This window comes from Streptomyces sp. Xyl84, assembly GCF_059731885.1.
Genome location: NZ_AP029183.1, coordinates 88,364 through 105,172 on the forward strand (window position 1 = coordinate 88,364; position 16,809 = coordinate 105,172).

At 70.8% G+C, this 16,809-nt stretch carries 12 protein-coding genes and 4 pseudogenes; 5 read left to right on the plus strand and 11 right to left on the minus strand.

Annotation, left to right across the window (positions count from 1 at the left end):
- Positions 1-153 precede the first annotated feature (153 nt).
- Genes AC6I72_RS32020 through AC6I72_RS32045 form a run of 6 tightly spaced genes read right to left on the minus strand, consistent with a single transcriptional unit; the run spans position 154 to position 5,831 of the window.
- Positions 154-1,155: a proline racemase family protein gene (locus AC6I72_RS32020; RefSeq protein ID WP_498004964.1), complete on the minus strand. Its 1,002-nt coding sequence runs from the start codon at positions 1,153-1,155 to the stop codon at positions 154-156.
- Positions 1,155-2,087, minus strand: coding sequence for a dihydrodipicolinate synthase family protein (locus tag AC6I72_RS32025; RefSeq protein WP_498004965.1), 933 nt, complete (start codon positions 2,085-2,087; stop codon positions 1,155-1,157). The genes AC6I72_RS32020 and AC6I72_RS32025 overlap by 1 nt, the downstream gene beginning before the upstream one ends.
- On the minus strand, positions 2,084-3,571 hold the full coding sequence (locus AC6I72_RS32030; RefSeq protein WP_498004966.1) for an FAD-dependent oxidoreductase: 1,488 nt from the start codon (positions 3,569-3,571) through the stop codon (positions 2,084-2,086). The genes AC6I72_RS32025 and AC6I72_RS32030 overlap by 4 nt, the downstream gene beginning before the upstream one ends.
- Positions 3,568-3,921, minus strand: a complete 354-nt coding sequence (locus tag AC6I72_RS32035) for a (2Fe-2S)-binding protein (RefSeq protein ID WP_498004967.1) — start codon at positions 3,919-3,921, stop codon at positions 3,568-3,570. The genes AC6I72_RS32030 and AC6I72_RS32035 overlap by 4 nt, the downstream gene beginning before the upstream one ends.
- Positions 3,918-5,117, minus strand: a complete 1,200-nt coding sequence (locus AC6I72_RS32040; protein ID WP_498004968.1) for an NAD(P)/FAD-dependent oxidoreductase — start codon at positions 5,115-5,117, stop codon at positions 3,918-3,920. The genes AC6I72_RS32035 and AC6I72_RS32040 overlap by 4 nt, the downstream gene beginning before the upstream one ends.
- 60 nt (positions 5,118-5,177) lie before the next feature.
- Complete coding sequence (locus tag AC6I72_RS32045) at positions 5,178-5,831, minus strand: helix-turn-helix domain-containing protein (protein ID WP_498004969.1); 654 nt, start codon at positions 5,829-5,831, stop codon at positions 5,178-5,180.
- A gap of 350 nt (positions 5,832-6,181) precedes the next feature.
- Between AC6I72_RS32045 and AC6I72_RS32050 the strand changes: the two genes are divergently transcribed.
- Positions 6,182-7,141: a LysR family transcriptional regulator gene (locus AC6I72_RS32050; RefSeq protein WP_498006402.1), complete on the plus strand. Its 960-nt coding sequence runs from the start codon at positions 6,182-6,184 to the stop codon at positions 7,139-7,141.
- A gap of 211 nt (positions 7,142-7,352) precedes the next feature.
- Here AC6I72_RS32050 and AC6I72_RS32055 read toward each other — a convergent pair whose 3' ends face one another.
- The gene (locus tag AC6I72_RS32055) at positions 7,353-9,365 is read right to left on the minus strand and encodes a M9 family metallopeptidase (protein ID WP_498004970.1); all 2,013 of its coding nucleotides are present in this window, start codon (positions 9,363-9,365) and stop codon (positions 7,353-7,355) included.
- Positions 9,366-9,983: 618 nt separating this feature from the next.
- Between AC6I72_RS32055 and AC6I72_RS32060 the strand changes: the two are divergent.
- Positions 9,984-10,308: pseudogene (locus tag AC6I72_RS32060) on the plus strand (M24 family metallopeptidase); the annotation flags it as partial.
- Positions 10,309-10,362: 54 nt separating this feature from the next.
- On the opposite strand, the pseudogene AC6I72_RS32065 reads toward AC6I72_RS32060, so the two are convergent.
- Positions 10,363-10,643, minus strand: a pseudogene (locus tag AC6I72_RS32065) (M24 family metallopeptidase); the annotation flags it as partial.
- 129 nt (positions 10,644-10,772) lie between these two features.
- Positions 10,773-11,477, minus strand: a complete 705-nt coding sequence (locus AC6I72_RS32070; protein ID WP_498004971.1) for a GntR family transcriptional regulator — start codon at positions 11,475-11,477, stop codon at positions 10,773-10,775.
- Between the two features lie 392 nt (positions 11,478-11,869).
- On the opposite strand from AC6I72_RS32070, the pseudogene AC6I72_RS32075 reads away from it, so the two are divergent.
- A pseudogene (locus AC6I72_RS32075) lies at positions 11,870-12,139 on the plus strand (ISAzo13 family transposase); the annotation flags it as partial.
- Between the two features lie 58 nt (positions 12,140-12,197).
- Here AC6I72_RS32075 and AC6I72_RS32080 read toward each other — a convergent pair.
- Together AC6I72_RS32080 and AC6I72_RS32085 are read right to left on the minus strand one after the other, a co-directional pair.
- Positions 12,198-12,908 carry a response regulator transcription factor gene (locus AC6I72_RS32080; RefSeq protein WP_498004972.1) on the minus strand — a complete coding sequence of 237 codons (711 nt, stop codon included), beginning with the start codon at positions 12,906-12,908 and terminating at the stop codon, positions 12,198-12,200.
- The gene (locus tag AC6I72_RS32085) at positions 12,905-14,122 is read right to left on the minus strand and encodes a sensor histidine kinase (RefSeq protein ID WP_498004973.1); all 1,218 of its coding nucleotides are present in this window, start codon (positions 14,120-14,122) and stop codon (positions 12,905-12,907) included. Before AC6I72_RS32085 ends, AC6I72_RS32080 begins: the two co-directional genes overlap by 4 nt.
- 210 nt (positions 14,123-14,332) lie before the next feature.
- On the opposite strand from AC6I72_RS32085, the pseudogene AC6I72_RS32090 reads away from it, so the two are divergent.
- Together AC6I72_RS32090 and AC6I72_RS32095 are read left to right on the plus strand one after the other, a co-directional pair.
- Positions 14,333-15,610, plus strand: a pseudogene (locus tag AC6I72_RS32090) (nitrilase-related carbon-nitrogen hydrolase); the annotation flags it as partial.
- 457 nt (positions 15,611-16,067) lie between these two features.
- Positions 16,068-16,802: an SDR family oxidoreductase gene (locus AC6I72_RS32095; protein ID WP_498004974.1), complete on the plus strand. Its 735-nt coding sequence runs from the start codon at positions 16,068-16,070 to the stop codon at positions 16,800-16,802.
- Positions 16,803-16,809 lie beyond the last annotated feature (7 nt).

The window sequence follows — 16,809 nt, forward strand, 5'->3', positions numbered from 1 at the left end:
TCAGCCCGGGCACGTCACGCTGCGGCGCGTCGAAGGCAGGCCGTGGGGACACCCGTCGGCAGGCGATTGCGGAGGAAGTCCGGCCTGCGGGCAGGTGATGAACCGCCCGGCGAGCGGCGCCGCCGGTAGGCACCGTTCGCTGGGGCGACGGTCCTACAGCACGAACCCGTGCGGGAAGGGATCCGTGGGGTCGAGCAGGTAGCTCGCGGTGCCGGTGATCCAGGCGCGGCCGGAGAACTCGGGGACGACTGCGGCCAGGCCGCCCACCTCGGTGCTGTCGACCAGCCGGCCGGTGAACCGGGTACCGATGAACGACTCGTTGACGAACTCGGTGTGCAGGGGGAGTTCGCCTCGCGCGTTCAGCTGCGCCATCCGCGCCGAGGTGCCCGTGCCGCACGGTGAGCGGTCGAACCAGCCGGGATGGATGGCCATGGCGTTGCGGGAGTGCCGGGCGGTGGAGTCCGGCGCCAGGAACTGCACGTGCTTGCAGCCGGAGATGAGCGGGTCCGCCGGATGCGCCGGCCGGCGCTGCTCGTTCACCGCCCGCATGACGGCGAGACCGGCGGCGAGGATCTCGTCCTTGTGGGACCGGTCGAACGGCAGGCCGAGCTGGTCGAGTTCGACGATGGCGTAGAAGTTGCCGCCGTATGCCATGTCGTAGCGGACGTCGCCGAGGCCGGGCACCTTCACCGTGGCGTCGAGTTCGAGGGCGAAGGCGTCCACATTGCGCAGGGTGACCTTCTCGGCGCAGCCGTCGCGGACCGTGACCCGCGCCTCGACCAGTCCCGCCGGCGTGTCCAGGCGCACGGTGGTCTCCGGCTCCGTGACCGGCACCATCCCGGCCTCCACCAGGACCGTGGCCACCCCGATCGTGCCGTGCCCGCACATCGGCAGGAAGCCGCTGACCTCGATGTACAGCACCCCCCAATCGGCATCCGGGCGGGTCGGCGGTTGGAGGATCGCGCCGCTCATGGCGGCGTGGCCGCGCGGCTCGTCGACCAGGAAGCGGCGCAGGCCGTCCAGGTGCTCCACGGCGTGGCGGCGCCGCTCGGCCATGGTGTCGCCCGGTACCGGCCCCACGCCCCCGGTCACGACGCGGGTGAGCATGCCTTCGGTGTGCGAGTCGACGGCGCTGATCGTACGGACGGACCGCATCAGCCGGCCTGCTGGGCGAGGCTGCCGATGGCGCGGGCCATGTCGGCCTGGACCTGCTCGCGCATCCGCGCCGTCAGCGGGCCGCGCGGCGGGCGGCAGGGGCCGCCGTAGCGGCCGACCTGCTCCATGCCGAGCTTGATGGCCTGGACGAACTCGGTGCGCGAGTCCCAGCGGAAGGCCGCGACCAGCGGTTCGTACAGGGCGCGGGCCTCCTCCACCTTGCCGGCCACCGCCAGGTCGTACAGGCGGACCGACTCCGCCGGGAAGACGTTCGGGAAGCCGGCGAACCAGCCGGTGGCGCCCATCAGCAGGCTCTCCAGTACGACGTCGTCGGCGCCGCTGATCACCTCCAGGCCGGGCGCCTGCTCCCGGATCTCCAGGACGCGCCGGACGTCACCGGAGAACTCCTTCACCGCGACGACGTTGTCGATCCAGGAGATCTCGGCCAGCAGGTCAGGGGCCAGGTCGACCTTGGTGTCGATGGGGTTGTTGTAGACCATCACCGGCAGGCCGACGGACGCCACGGCCTCGAAGTGCGCCAGGATCTCACCGCGGTTGGCGCGGTACATGGTCGGCGGCAGGCACAGCACGCCGTCGGCGCCGTCCTCGGCCGCGATCTCGGCCCAGTGCCGGGCCTGGTGCGAGCCGACGCCGTGCACTCCGACGACCACGGTCCCCGAGTCGCCGACCGCCTCGACGGCGGTACGGGCCACCCTGCGGCGCTCCTCGTCGGTCAGGGAGGAGTACTCGCCCAGCGAGCCGTTCGGGCCGACGCCGTGGCAGCCGTTGTCGACCAGCCAGCGGCAGTGCTCGGCGTAGCGGTCGTAGTCGACGGCCAGGCCGGCCGGGGCGGAGGTGTCCTCGCGGTAGGGCAGCGCGGTGGCCACCACAACGCCGCCGAGAGAGACTTTCTGCTTCTTGGTGTCGCTCATGAGTTGCTCTCCTTCGCAGAGGAAACAGGGGTGGGTGCGGGAAGGCCGGCCAGTTCTCCGAGCCGGATCGGCTGGGCGATCGGCCTGCGGTGCGGGCTGGCCGGTGACAGTCCCTCGTACCAGCGGTCGGGGGATGCGTCGTTCAGTCGTGCCGTGAGGTCGACGATCGTGGGACCGCACATGCGGCCCTGGCACGGGCCGAGGCCGGCCCGGGTCTCCAGTCTGGTGACTCGTGCAGCCGCGCTGGCGGGGTCGGTGACGGCACGGCAGATCGACGCGTAATCGGCTTCCTCGCAGCGGCACACGACGGTCTGGGGCCGCAGCCACCCCGGCCAGGCGGTGCCGATCGGGTGTGCTCGGGCCAGCCGGTCGGCGAAGGCGCGGCCCTGGTCCCGGCCGCGGCGCACGGCACGCAGCGTCGGAGCGGACGGGGCGCCGCCGGCGGCGAGCCATCCGGCGAGCGCGCCCTCCGCCCGTGCGGCCGGGGCGCCCGCGATACCGGTGATCTCGCCGGCGGCGTAGACGCCGGTGCAGCTGGTGCACTGGTCGTCGTCCACGGCCACGAACTCACCGGCCGGTGTGCGGGACAGCGCACAGCCGGCGGCCAGGGGCAGCTCCAACTGCGGGCTGAAGCCGTGGGTGACACACACCGCGTCGACCGCGGTGGTGCGTTCACTGCCCGGCACCACTGACCAGTCGGCGCTCAGCCGTGCGGTGACGACCTCTTCCACGCGGCCCTCGCCGCGTGCCTCGACGACTGCACGACCCGTGCGGTAGGGCACCCGGTGGCGGGTCAGTGCCGTGGTGTAGTCGATGAGCTCGGAGGTTTTCCCTGCCTGGGCTGCCAGTTCCCAGGGACGTCGTGCCCAGCCGCGCGCAACGGTTGCCAGTACGTTGGCTTCGAGCACGGCCAGTACCTTCGAGCCTGCTTCCAGCAGCGATGCTGCTACGGGAAGCAGGAACGGGCCGGTGCCGGCGACCATCACCTGGTCGCCGACCACCACGCGCTCCCCCTTGGCCAGCGCCTGCGCCGCGCCCGCGGTGAACACACCGGGCAGTTCCCAGCCAGGGAACGGCAGCACCCGGTCGTGGGCGCCCACGGCGAGCACCAGCGCGTCGGGGTCCAGCGTGTGGCGACGTCGCTCACCACCATCGGCCGGGCCGCCGCTGAGCATGTGCACGCGCGGCGGGCCGGGTTCGGTGGGGTCGAGGCGTTCCAGCGCCCACACCGAGGTTTCCGGCGACCAGGTACAGCGTGGATGGGTAAGCACCCGGCTACGGCGACGGTCGAAGTCACGCCATCCGTGTTGGAGCCGCTCCGGGTGAGCGGCACCGTAGGCATCGGGCAGCATCCTGTTGTACTGGCCTCCGGGCTGCTCGGCTGAGTCGATCAGTGTCACCTCGGCTCCGGCGCTCAGGGCCGCCTCCGCTGCGGCCAGGCCCGCAGGGCCCGCACCGACCACCACGACGTGACGGGCTGTCACCGCTTCTCCGTTCCGGTCACGGTGGGCGCCTGCGGTGACATCGCTCGGTCCCGCAGACGGGACTGGGTGGTCACCACGTCGCCGTCCCCGGCCCGTCGGCGGCAGGCGCGTACGTCGCGCATGCCGTTGACGGTCACCAGGCAGTCGAAGCAGGCACCGATGCCGCAGAACACTCCGCGGGCGGCACCGGAAGGCCCTTTCCGCCAGGCCGGCCGCCCGGCTGCGAGCATCACTCCGGCAAGGCTCTGGCCGGCGATGCCGGCCACGGCTTCACCGTCCACAGTGATGCTCAGCGGCCTCTCCTGGCGCCCGACGGAGTCGGTGTCGGCCCGGACACGTCGTGGACTCATGCCGTTTCCTCACTCACGGGATATGCCGCTTCTCCCAGCACGGACGGTCGGTCCACGCGGAACGCGGTCGCGTCCACGTCCGTCGGCTGATTGAGCAGCAGGTTTCTCAGCAGCCGTGCGGTACCCACCGACAGGCCGATTCCAGCGCCCTCGTGCCCGCCCGCGTGCCAGAGGCCGTCAAGCCGGGGGTCGGCGCCGATGACGGGCAGGTGGTCGGGTACGTAGGGCCTGAAGCCGCCGTAGGCACGCATGACCGTCACATCCGCCAGGCCGGGAAACAGCCGCAGGGCCTTTGCCGCGATCGCTGCCAGCACTTCGGGGCGCAGCCGGTCGTCGAAGCCGACCCGGCGGCGCGAGGAGCCGATCAGTACGCTGCCGGCCCGGGTGGACTCCACCACCGTGGAGATCTGCAGGTCTTCGGCGCTGCTGCCGACCGCTCCCACGTAGTCGGCGTCATAGACCTTGTGGAAGACCATCGGCGGCAGCGCGGGGGTCACCAGCACGTCGCCGCGCCGGGGCCGGATGTCGACCGGTGCGCCCAGCCGGGCGGTGAGCTCGCCCGCCCACGGGCCGGCAGCGCTGACGAACAGATCCGCCTCGAGCAGGCCGGTGGAGGTGCGCACGCCGGTGATTCGGCCGCCGCGGGTGGTCGCCCCGAGCACCTCGCACCCGGTCCTCAGCGTCGCACCCGCGTCGAGAGCGTCCGCCAGCAGGGCGGCGGCCGCGCCGGCCGGCTGCACCTGAGCGTCATCGGGGTAGTACAAGGCGGCGGTGCAGTCACGGGTGACGAAGGGTTCGGCCCGGGCGAGCGCGTCGCCGTCCAGCGCCTCGGCCCTCACTCCGGCTTCACGCTGCGCAGCGGCGAACCGGTGCAGCTCCTGGGCGCCCGCGCCGGTGGTCGCGACGACGATGCCGCCCTTGGCCTCCCACTCCACCGATCGAGCCGCGCGCTCGGACCGTTCGGCCGTCGCGGCCAGCAACTCGGGCCACAACCGCCTGGAGAACTGGGCGAGTTCCAGTTCGGGACCGGGTCCCTTGTCAGAGACCAGCACGTTGCCCTCTCCATGGGCGGTGGTCGCTGCGCCGGCGCCGCCGCGATCGACGAGGGTCACCTCAAGACCGGCCAGCGCCAGCTCGCGACTGCAGGCGATGCCCACGATTCCGGCACCCAGCACCGCGACCCGCGTCCCGCGCATCGAACCTCCTCGTTCGCTCAATCGAACGAAAGGGAGGCTATGAAGGGACGCACGGACGTGTCAACGGTCGCCGTGCACGGAATTTTCGCCCGGCCTCGACCGCTGTCCGGGATGGCGGGTGTCCAGGGTGGGATCCGACAGGTGCAGCCGCTCATGCGCCTGGTACTGCAGCAGCAGCACCGAACGCACGGTCCCGTCCTCAAGGGCCGTGTAACTGTGCGGCCTCAGGGCGTCGAAGCCGACGTAGTCCCCCGGCCCCAGCTCCACCTCATGCCCCTCCACCCGCACGCCCAGCCGACCGACCTGCACGATGGTGTGCTCGGTCCCGACATGGCCGAGCGACTCTTGCCGGCAACCGGCCCGCACCTGCTGGTCGTACACTTCGAAGACGGTATCGCCCGATTCGAACCGCTGCAGGGGGCGCAGGTCGACGCCCTCACCGCTGAGCACTTCCACTTCCTCGGCCCGCACCACGGTCAGCTCGCCGGGAGCCCTGCCGTCCACGAGGTCGGAGATCGGCACCTCCAGTACCCGCGACAGGCTGAACACCGTTTCGATCGTCGGGTTGCCCGAACCGGACTCAAGCTCCGACAGCGTCGCCTTGCCGATCTTCGAACGCCGGGACAGCTCCGAGATCGACAAGCCGCGGCCTGTCCGAATCCGCTTGAGGTTGACCGCCAGCAGGCCCCGGATCGACCCCTCGGGAACGCTCACGCCGCTCCCACCTTCCTTCTATTGATCGTTTTACCGAACAACCCTCACCATGGCTCGTTCATTATGCCGATCGATCCAGGTGCCGAAGCAGGGCGAAGACGACGAAAGCTCCCATACCGCACATCATGGGAGGATTGCGCGTCATGCCCACGTCGTACGCCAGTGCGTCTGGGCGTGATCACGCGCCGCCCGCAGCGGGCGTCACTGTCACTTCGAGCACCACCGGTCGGCGCCCCGCCGCCAGGGGACGAGGCTCTTCACACACCTGCTCCCGCCTGCACCGAAACCCCCAAAAATCAGCGCCCGGACGTAAACTCGGCTCACTCTTGAGAGACCTGGGACGGGTGCTGATGGAACTCGAACTCCGACACCTGCGGATGCTGTGCACGATCGCCGACACGATGAGCCTCGGTCTGACGGCCACCGTCCTGGGATGCTCGCAGCCCGCGGTCAGTAGTCAGCTGAAGCGCATCGAGCGGCTCATGGGTGAGGACCTCTTCGTCCGGGGCAGTGCGGGGGTGACGCCGACACGCTTCGGGGTCGAGGTGGTGGTGCAGGCCCGCAAGGTGGTGGCGCTGGCGAACCTGATCGGGCGCCGGTCCACCGCGGGCCGCCGCGGGACGGATCAGGTACTGAGGATAGCCGCGACGAACACGCCCATCCTGCCAGGACTCCTACAGCGGGCGCGCACCGTCCTGCCGGCGCTGACCACACAGGTGAGCAGCGTGTACTCCTCAGCCGAGATCATCAGGCTGATCGAGGACGACAAGCTGGACATCGCCGTCGCGGTCGACTATCCCGGACGGGAGCTGGGGCACTCGGATGCCGTGGTGCGCCGCGGCATCGTCACTGAGCCCAGCTTCGTGGCCCTGCCCGCCGCCCACCCGGCGAGCGGACAACTGGACGTGCCGCTGCGCGATCTGGCGGGGGACGCCTGGTTCCTGACGCCCGACGACGGTGCGGGCTGGCCCGGCGTCTGCTACGACGCCTTCCAGGCGGCCGGCTTCACACCCGCCACCGTGCACGAGTACCTCGGTGATCGGGACCAGTTGCAGCGGATGATCGCCGACGGGCTGGGCATCTCCGTGGTCCAGGCCACCTGCAAGCCGAACCCGGGTGTAGTCGTCAAGCCGCTGGCCGGCACACCGCTGTGGTGCCGCTATGTGCTGGTGTGGCACCGAGAGCGCGTGTCCGACGAGGTCACGTTGACGATCTTCGGCGCGGCCCTGGCCGCCTACGAGGAACTCATCGGCCGGGCGACACACTTCCAGACATGGGCCGCCCGCCATTACCGGGCCACGCGGGCGTAGGCGTACGGGGTGTGCGGCGTCGGCACATGCTCAGAGCTGCGAACAGAAGGGGGCCCCGGCGGCCGGCGCCCGGCACGCGCCCTCGCAAGGCGCCGGACACCGCCCGCCGGGGCCCACTTTTGTTCGCAGCTCTCAGGGCCGTGGCCCGGTCGACTCCGATCGACCGGGCCACGGTCTTCTGGTCATTCAGTCGGTGTCGTTCCGGGGAAGATCAGAACGACGTGGTGACGGTGACCCCGCCGAAGTCGGTCACCGCGTACAGGCTGATGTACCGGTAGCCCGCCTCGGTGTTGCTGACGGTGATGCTCTCGGTGTTGCCCGAGTTGGTGGACTTCTCGGTGAAGGTGGAGGGGCCGGCCCATGTCGTCGGGTCGTAGTAGAGGTCGGCATTTCCGCTGCCGCCGCTGGTGGTGACCTTCAGAGTGGTGGTGCCGGCCGGCAGCCAGATCCACAGGTAGTCGGTGTCCCCGGCAACCCGGGACTGGCCCGACCGGAAGCAGTTCTGCCCCATCGCCTGTGCGTTGGTGCCGGTGCAGGCCGTGGCCGAGCCGCCTCCGTTGCCGCTGCCACCGCCCAGGGCGTCGAGCCAGGCATCGAAGTCGGCGTCGTAGCTGGTGCCGATGTTGTTGTAGCCGGCGTAGGCACCCTGGTAGTCCCCCGTCCGCATCTTGGCCAGCATGGCCTGGATCTGGTCCGGGTGCTTCTCGGTCATGTACCGGACGGCCAGGTAACCCCACGGGTAGGTGCGCGTTTCGTCGTCGATGGCGTAGGTGTTCTGGAAGAGTTGGCTGAGCTTGTAGGTGTGCTTGGCCGCCTCGGTCAGCGCGCCGTCGTCGGTGCGGTTGCGGTAGGAGTAGGAGACGTACTCCGCCTGGCCCTCGATCCACCAGACGTCCGGGACGGTGATCTGGGTGCCGAAGTCGCCCTTCATGTCGTAGATGGACTGCTGGACGTGCGCGAACTCATGGTTGAGGTTCCACGCGTTGGCCGTGAAGCCATTGTCGGTCGGCCACTGGTAGAGAATGGAGTAGGCGATGTTGTTCGGGTCGGTCGGCGTGCCGGTGAGCGTCTCGCCGCCGTTGTTGGTGTCGTTGCCGAAGATCGCCCACGAGTAGGTCACGTAGTCGGCCCTGCTCCCGAAGATGACCATCTTCAGGTTGAAGTACTCACCGGGGATCGGCCTGGTGGTCTTGACCTGATTCTGGTAGAACGCGACCTCGTTCGACAGGCTCGTGCAGACGTCGGACTGCTCCGTCGCTGTCAGCGCCTGCGCCATGATGGTGAAGTCGCTGCATGCGTTGTTGATCGGCAGCGCAGCCGCGGTGAGCTGCTTCGTCAGGTCGCAGACGCCGTAGTAGGAGCACTGGCCCGGGTCCCCGGTGCTGGCCCGGTAGGCGACGTGCACCCACAGGCTCTTCGTGGCACCGGTGATGGACGAGCCGTCCAGCAGACCCTTGATGAGGGGACGGATCTTGCTCTGCAGGGCCGGTATCTGGATGAAGGCGGCCAGGTCGTTCCCCGCGTTCGAGTCGAGGACGTCGTTGTTCCCGCCGAGCAAGTCGCGGTGGTTGAGGGTGAAGCTGTAGAGCGTGTCGGCAATACGGGAATCCGCGGTGATCGCGGTGACGAAGTCCGACAGCCACGGGCCGCGCCACAGCGGGGTGTAGATCGCGTTCAGCGCGCGGTCCATCTCCGGGACGGCGTCCCACGAACTGCTGGTGTAGGCGTTGAGGTACCGGCCGTAGACGTCGAGGTAGTCGGCCTGCACCTGCGCGCTGTCGGTGAGGATGAACGCCTGCTCCAGCACGGCGCCGTTGCCCGCACTGACGTCGTTCGCGTGGCTGCTGGCGAACAGCGTGTTGAACGCTTTCTCGATGGCGGTGCGGAGCGTGGAGTCGTACGTGCCGACGTCCTGAGGGTCTCCGTACTGCACGTAGTAACCGGCGCGCATGAAGTACATCAGCTCGTACAGGCCACCGGATTCGTCACCGGTGTAGGAGCCCGCCGCGCTCGCGATGCCGTTCGCCACCGCGAGCATCTGCGACTGGTTGAACACGGCGTGCGCGTCCGAACCGGTCAGGCTGAACAGCGGGTTGATGCAGGCACTCCATTCCACCGTCTTGATGTACGACACCAGGTCGCTGCCGGACCGGCCGGCGAAGTCCGCCGTGGTGCACGACGTGACAGCGGCAGGCCGGGCGGCACCGACCGCATGGAGAGCCACGGGTGCTGACAGGTCCGGCTTGGGCGGCTTCGCCGAAACCAGGGCAGCTGGCTCCCCGCGCAGCTTCGCGGGCAGCGGCTTCGCCTGCGTGGCGGCGGCTTGGGACTGACCCGTCTCGGCTCCGGTCGGCGTGGCCTTTCCGTGCTGTTTGGCCGCCAGCACGGCCGCGGAGGGTGACGAGGCGGCTGGTGACGGGACCGGCCTGGTGACGCCGGGGGCCGCAGCGGCCTGGGGTGTCGTGAGGCCGATGACGAGCCCTCCGGCCGCCAGAGCGGCGGCCAGGATTCTGGGCAGGAGTGATCGACAGTGCATCGCATCTCCAGTGGGGGGAGCGAAGAGGAAGCCACCCGAGGAGGCGGGCAGCGATATGTAACATTGCACTGAGGTGAAGTCATGGGCAATGCTCAGGGACCCAGCACTGTCTCCCTCCGACCCATAACACCGGCGCGCAAACTGCCGAAGCCGACCTGGAAGTGGGAGGCGGATGACGAGGACGCAGCCGGTCGGGACGATGGACCGGCACACCGGCGGCGAGCCCTTCCGGATCGTCGTGGACAGCCCGGGCGCGGTGACGGCGGAGGAACTGACGGTCGCCGAGCGCCGGATGGCCGCGATGCGGAGCGCCAGGTCTACGACCTGGTGTACGCGGCCCAGTCCGCGGGCATCGCCGCGCTGCGGCCCGGCACGCGGTTCGGCGACTTCCACGACGCCGCGACGCGCGTCGTCGCCGAGGGCCTGGCCTCCTGGGGGCGGCGCCGACCCCGACGAGCGTTCCCTGTACGGCCGTTACACCGTCTGCGGCACCGGACACATGCTGGACCTGGACTGCCACGACTGCGCCGATGCCCGGAACAGTGCTTACCTGGACGGCGTCCTGGAGCCGGGCCACGTCCTGACCCTCGAACCCGGTCTGTACTTCCAGCCCGACGATCTGACGATCCCCGCACACCTGTCCCCTGCACTCATGCGGCACCGACAGGTCGTCGGATCGGAATTACAGGCCAGGTTCCACCGTGAGTACCGTCCCCGGCTCCAGCGTTCCGTCCACGTACGCCTCGGTGGGGGCGAGCGCGCAGTCGTGGACGTCGAGGCCGAGCATGTGGCCCGTGCCGGTCAACGACCAGCGCCGGTGCAGGCCGAGGACGAAGACCTTGTCCACCGGCCAGTCGCCGAGCAGCCCCACGCCACCAGGTGCTCCACCGACGTGTGCGGGGCGGCGGCGTGGAAGACCGCGGCCCTGGCGCCGGGCCTGACCGCCGCGGTCCCGGCCTTCTGCGCCGCGGGCCCGGATGAACGAAGGCATGACGGCTCTGCGGTTCGAACGGGCCGGGTCGCTCTTGGCCGGCCCGGATCGTCCTTACCCTGGCATAGGCCATGGGTCAGACCGTCCGTCGACGCGACGGGCCCTCAGCTCGCGCCGCGGTCCAGTTCGGCGGACGGGGCCGTCTGGGAAGAGCCGGCCCACAGGGAGCGGACGTTGCCGAGGTGGCGCCGCATGCACGCCTGCGCGCCCTCGGCGTCGCCGGCCAGCATCAGGTCGAGCAGTTCGAGGTGTTCCTCAGCCGACTCCACCAGGCGGCCGCTGACGTCCAGTGCGGTCAGCCCGTACAGCCGCGAGCGCTTGCGGAGGTCATCCACCACGTGGACCAGATGCCTGTTGCCGACGAGGCCGAGCAGACCGAGGTGGAAACGGCGGTCGGCCTCCAGGTAGGCGATCAGGTCGTGCCGCCTGGCGCCCTTGACTATCTCCTCGGCGAGCGAGCGCAGCGGCTCCAACTGCTCGGTGCCGACGACGGCCGTGACGCGTCCGATCGTAGGAACCTCGATCATCTCGCGGATCTCAATGTACTCGTCGAGCTCGCGCTCGGTCACCTCAGTGATCCGGAAGCCCTTGTTGCGCACCGCCTCGACCAGGCCCTCCCTGGTCAGGTCGAGCATGGCCTCGCGCACCGGGGTGGCCGACACCCCGAGGTCGGCAGCTAGGGTGGGCGCGGAGTAGACGACGCCGGGCCGCAGCTCGCCCGCGATGAGGGCGGCACGCAGCGCGTTGGCCACCTGGTCGCGCAGGTGCTCCCGCACGGGAATGACACTGCCGGACGACAAATGACCCATGACCGGTCCTCCAGACATACGCAAAGTCAGCATACAATGTCACGTTGCCTGGAGGGATCCGTTCAGCCTGCCCGCCCGCTGCGAACGGGCTCACCGGTCGCCACACGTTCAGTCGAAACTGATCAGCGCGCCGAGCGCGGTCTGGGCCTCGATGCGGGCGAGCGACGCTGGTCACCCGCGGTCGGTGACGTGGTGAACCAGTGGTCGAGCGCCAGGGCGAACGCGGCGCGGCTGCCGTCGCTGCAGCACAGCGCCCCGGTGCCGCCATGCTTCCCGTACGTCGCAGGGGACTGCCGCATGATCGGGTGACAGCAGGGTTCATGCAGCCAGAGCTGCGGGTGGGGTCATGACGGTCTCGTACTCGACTGGCCTCATGCGACCCCGAGCAGGCGCCGTCGGCCGAGCCGGAACAGGCGAAGGCACCGCCGATACCGGCCGAAGCCACCTCTTCCTCCCCCATCCGGCCCTGACCGGTATGTCCCGTGAGCGGTTCGACCGGCTCGTGGAGGAGCTGGAGCCCTGCCACCGGATCCTGGCGGAGGCCGAGCGTGAGAAGAGGAAGGACATCAACCGGCGCGGACAACCCCGGCTTCGGCTTCCTCGACCACCGCCACCGCGTCCTGGCCGCCGTTCTGAGCCGCCGCAACACTGTCACCCTCACGGATGCCGTACCTGAGCATCTACATCGAGCCGGAGTGGCTGCTGGTCCACACAGATCGATCACTCACCGTCCCGGCCGGCGAGCGGAGCCTGACCGTCCCCGTGGACGAGTAGCGCCGCCTGCACCCGGTTCTCCAAGCCGAGGCGGGTGAGGATGCGGTTCACACGGCTCTTCACGGTGGCCTCGCTCAGGCCCAGGGCGGCGGCGATCCGTGCGTTGGACAGACCGCGCCCGACCAGTACCAGGACCTCCAGTTCGCGGGCGGTCAGCAGGCGCGACAGCTCGGTCCGGTCCGGCCGGGCGGCCGGGGGAGGCCCGGGCAGCAGTCCGGCGGGCAGGGCGGTGACGGTGTCGATCAGGCGGCGGGTGACGTCCGGGGCGAGCACGGCTTCCCCGGCCGCGACCGCGCGTACGGCCTCGGCCAGCCGGTCGGGCGGGCTGTTCTTCAGCAGGAACCCGGCGGCGCCCGCCCGCAGCGCGGCATGCACGTACTCGTCCAGGTCGAACGTGGTGAGGATCAGGACCCGCGGCGCCGGTCCCGGTCCGGGCCAGCAGCCGGTGATGCGCCGGGTGGCCTCGACACCGGTCGTGCCGGGCATGCGGATGTCCATCAGCACGACGTCGGGCCGCAGTTCGGTCGCCCGGGCGACCGCCTGCTCCCCGTCGCCCGCCTCGCCGACGACCATCAGCCCCTCGCGGCGGTCGATGACCAGCCGCAGCGCGGTCCGCACCATCTCCTGGTCGTCAGCCACGAGCACCCGTACCGTCATACGGCCACCTCTGCGGCTCGCGGCGTCCGCGCCCGCAGGACGGCGTACAGCCGCCAGCCGCCGCCCTCGCACACCCCGGCCGTCAGCTCGCCGTCGAACGCAGCCACGCGTTCGCGCATGCCCACCAGCCCGCGCCCGCTGCCGGGGACGGGCTGGTGGCCCGGGGCGGCCGGACCGTTCACCACCTCGACGGTGAGCCGCGAGGCGTCGCCGCGCACGCCCACGGGACCGGCGTGCTTGACGACGTTCGTCAGCGCCTCCTGGACGATCCGGTAGGCCGACACCCGCATCCCCGGGGACGGCGCGCTCTCCGCCTCCGGCTCCACCCGGCTCGTCACCCGGCAGCCCGCCGCGGTGGCCATGTCCAGGAGCGGGCCGAGGTGGCCGAGGGACGGTTCGGGTGCGAGCCACTGGTCACGGAAGGACAGCAGCCCGAGCAGTCGCCGCATCTCGACGAGCGCGGTGTCGGCGCTCCGCGCGATGAGTCCGACACCCTCCACCACCGCCGGGTCGGGGAGCGGCCCGGTGGCCAGGACGTCCTCGGCGGCCCGCGCCTGCACGGCGATGGCGCTCACATGGTGGGCCACCACGTCGTGCAGGTCACGGGCGATACGGGATCGTTCGGCGCTCACCGCCTGGCGGGCGTTGCGCTCCTGCTCGGCGGCCAGCCGCCGGTTGAGATCGCGCAGCCGGTCGGCATCGGCCCCGATCCTGCGTCTGCCGTACCCCAACGTCCAGGCCAGACCGAAGGAGAAGACGAACGTCGTGGCGCTGACCGGCTCCAGCGAACCGAAGCTCGGCGGCTGCCGCCAGTGCCCGGTGAGGGCGTCGGCGGTGAGCGCCGAGACGAGGCACAGCACCGCCCCCGGCAGGCTCACGCGGGCACGGACGTGTCCGGCCAGGGCGTACACGCCGAGCATGAGCAGGAACGGGCCCGGCACCTTCCCGGCGATCGGGGAGGTCGCCTGGAAGGCCGCGTACAGGACGGTCATCGCCGCCAGCGCGAGGCACGGGTGCGTCCGCCGCCACAACAGGGGCACGGTCTGCGCCCCCCACAGGGCCACGCCCCAGGCGGCGGGTTCCGGGACGCGGTGTATCACGGTGGCCACGTCGAACAACGTCAGCCCACCGCCGAGCGCGGCGTCCGCCGCCTGCGGTCGGCAGGCGATCCAGCGCCGCGCGGCTCGTGGCGCGGCCTTCAAGTCAGTGACCATCTTGGTCGGTCAGGCTAGACGACCCGGGAGCGCGGCGGATCATCCTCCGGTCGGGCACCGAAAGTTCCGCGCCCGTGAACGGAGTTCACCACACCGGCCGAGGCGCGACGACACCCCCTCTCCCTAGCGTCGTCCCCTGTGAAGAATCACCCGATACCGAAGAATCACGTGTTACGGCAGTACGGCCTGCTGGTCCTCGGCGCGGGGACGATGCTGTTCGCGGTGGGCGGCCGGTGGGACATCGCGGCGGCGGCCTGGCTCTACCCCGTGCTCCTGCTGCGGTTCGCACGACTTGGCCGCGCATGGTCAGGACCGCTGTGGCTCTGGGCGGCGCATGCCGCCGCGGCCGGCTTCTGGGTACAGGAGTCGAAGATCGGCTTCAACTTCGTGGTCGTCGCGGGCGCCACCGCGCTCGCCGCCCTGCAGACGCTGCCGTACCTGGCCGACCGGCTCCTGGCGGGCCGCCTGCGCCCCGCGCTCGCCACCCTGGCCTTCCCTGCCGGTGTGGCGGCCACCGAGTACCTGATCACCGTGGTCTCCCCGTTCGGCACGGCCTACGGCTCCCTGGCCGTCACCCAGCACGGCGACCTGCCCCTCCTCCAACTCGTCTCGGTGACAGGCCCGTGGGGGATCGGGTTCCTGATCGGTTACGTCGCTGCCGCCGTCAACGGAATCCGGGAACGCTGGGGACGCCCTTCGTGGCGCGCCGGCCTGCTGTACGCAGCCCTCCTGCCAGCCCTCGTCCTCGCCGCCGGCGGCGCCCGGCTCGCGCTCACCCCGCCCACGAGCCCGACCGTACGCATCGCGGGCGTGAGCCCCGACCCGGCCGTGACGCAGCACCTCAAGACGGTACTGAGCCGGTACGCCGACACCCCGGCCGGCGTCGCCACCGCCCCCGCCACACAGGTGCAGCCCGCGATGACGGCCGTCGAGGACGACCTGCTGACCGCCACCCGGCGCGAGGCCGCCGCCGGTGCGAAGATCGTCGTCTGGCCCGAGGAGGCCGTCCGCACCCAGGAGTCGCACGAGGCCGCCACCGTGGCCGCCGCACAGGCCGAGGCCCGCCGCTCGGGCGTCTACCTGGAGATCGGCGTCCGCGTCCACACCGCCACCGCACCCGCGTACGGCCGCAACGAGGCGATCCTCATCGACCCGCACGGCAAGGTGCTGTGGACCTACCAGAAGGCCCACCCCATCCCGGGCTCCGAGAAGTACACGCCGGGCGACGGCCGCGTCCCCGTCGTGAAGACCCCATACGGCCGGCTGGCGAACGTCATCTGCTACGACGCGGACTTCCCCGCCATGATGCGGGTCCGCGCCGACATCATGCTCGTCCCCTCCCACGACTGGCACGAGTTCGGCGCCCCGCACACCGCCAAGGCGGCCCTGCGCGCCGTCGAGTCCGGCTACGCCCTGGTACGCCAGGACGCGGAGGGCGTCTCCGCCGCCTACGACAACCAGGGCCACGTCCTCGCCACGGCGGACTACTTCACCTCCGGCGGCCGCCAGACCATGGTCACCTACATCCCGACCCACGGCACCACCACGCTCTACGACCGCATCGGCGACACCTTCGCCTGGCTGTGCCTGACGCTCTTGGCCGCCTTGACAGCACTGGCCGCCCGGCGCCCACTGAAGTACCGGCGGCGGCCCGGACCGCGGCGTCGTGCCCGGCGGGCCGCCTGCATGCCGCCGCTCACGGAGGCCACGGTCTCAAGCCCGAGCAGCTCGCTGCCGAAGAGGCGTCCGCGGGTGACAGCCGCCCGCCGCCGGCCGCGAACCCATCATGTGACCGGGTGCGCCGTACCCAGGCACAGCGTGTCCTGGTTGCCGCGTCGTGCGGTGCGCAGACTCGGGGCAGCGGCCGACGGCGCGTGTCTCCGTCGGCGACACACGGAACGGGGCGCCCGCGCAGGGCCGCTCCGTTCGGCCAGGAGGGAAAGGCATGAAGCGGATCGGCAAGACCGTGGCCGTCACCGGGGCGAGCAGCGGTATCGGGGAGGCGACCGCGCGCCGTCTGGCGGCGGACGGGCACCGGGTGTTCCTCGGCGCGCGCCGTACCGACCGCCTCCGGCGGCTGGCAGCCCAGATCACGGAGGAGGGTGGCACCGCCGCCTTTCGCCCTTTGGACGTGACCGACGCGTCCGACACGCAGACGTTCATCGATGCGGCGCTGGATGAGTACGGCCGGATCGACGTCGTCGTCAACAACGCGGGAGTGATGCCCCTGTCGCCGCTGGCGGCGCTCAGGACCGACGAGTGGGACCGCATGCTCGACGTGAACGTGCGAGGAGTGCTGCACGGCATCGCCGCCGCCCTGCCCGCGATGCGCTCCCAGGGCGGCGGCCACTTCGTGAACATCGCTTCGGTCGGAGCGTACGAGGTCTCGCCCACGGCGGCCGTCTACTGCGCCACGAAGTTCGCTGTCCGGGCGATCTCGGAGGGACTGCGCCAGGAGTCCGACGGCAGCATCCGGGTCACCCTCGTCTCTCCGGGCGTGACCGAGTCCGAACTCGCCGACGGCATCAGCGACCCGGAAGCGAGGACCGCGATGAAGACGTACCGTGCCGTGGCACTGCCCGCCTCGGCCATCGCGGAGGCCATCGCCTACGCGGTCGGCCAGCCGCCGGGCACCGACGTGAACGAGATCGTCGTCCGGCCCGCCGCGAGCGCCCAGTGATCCATGA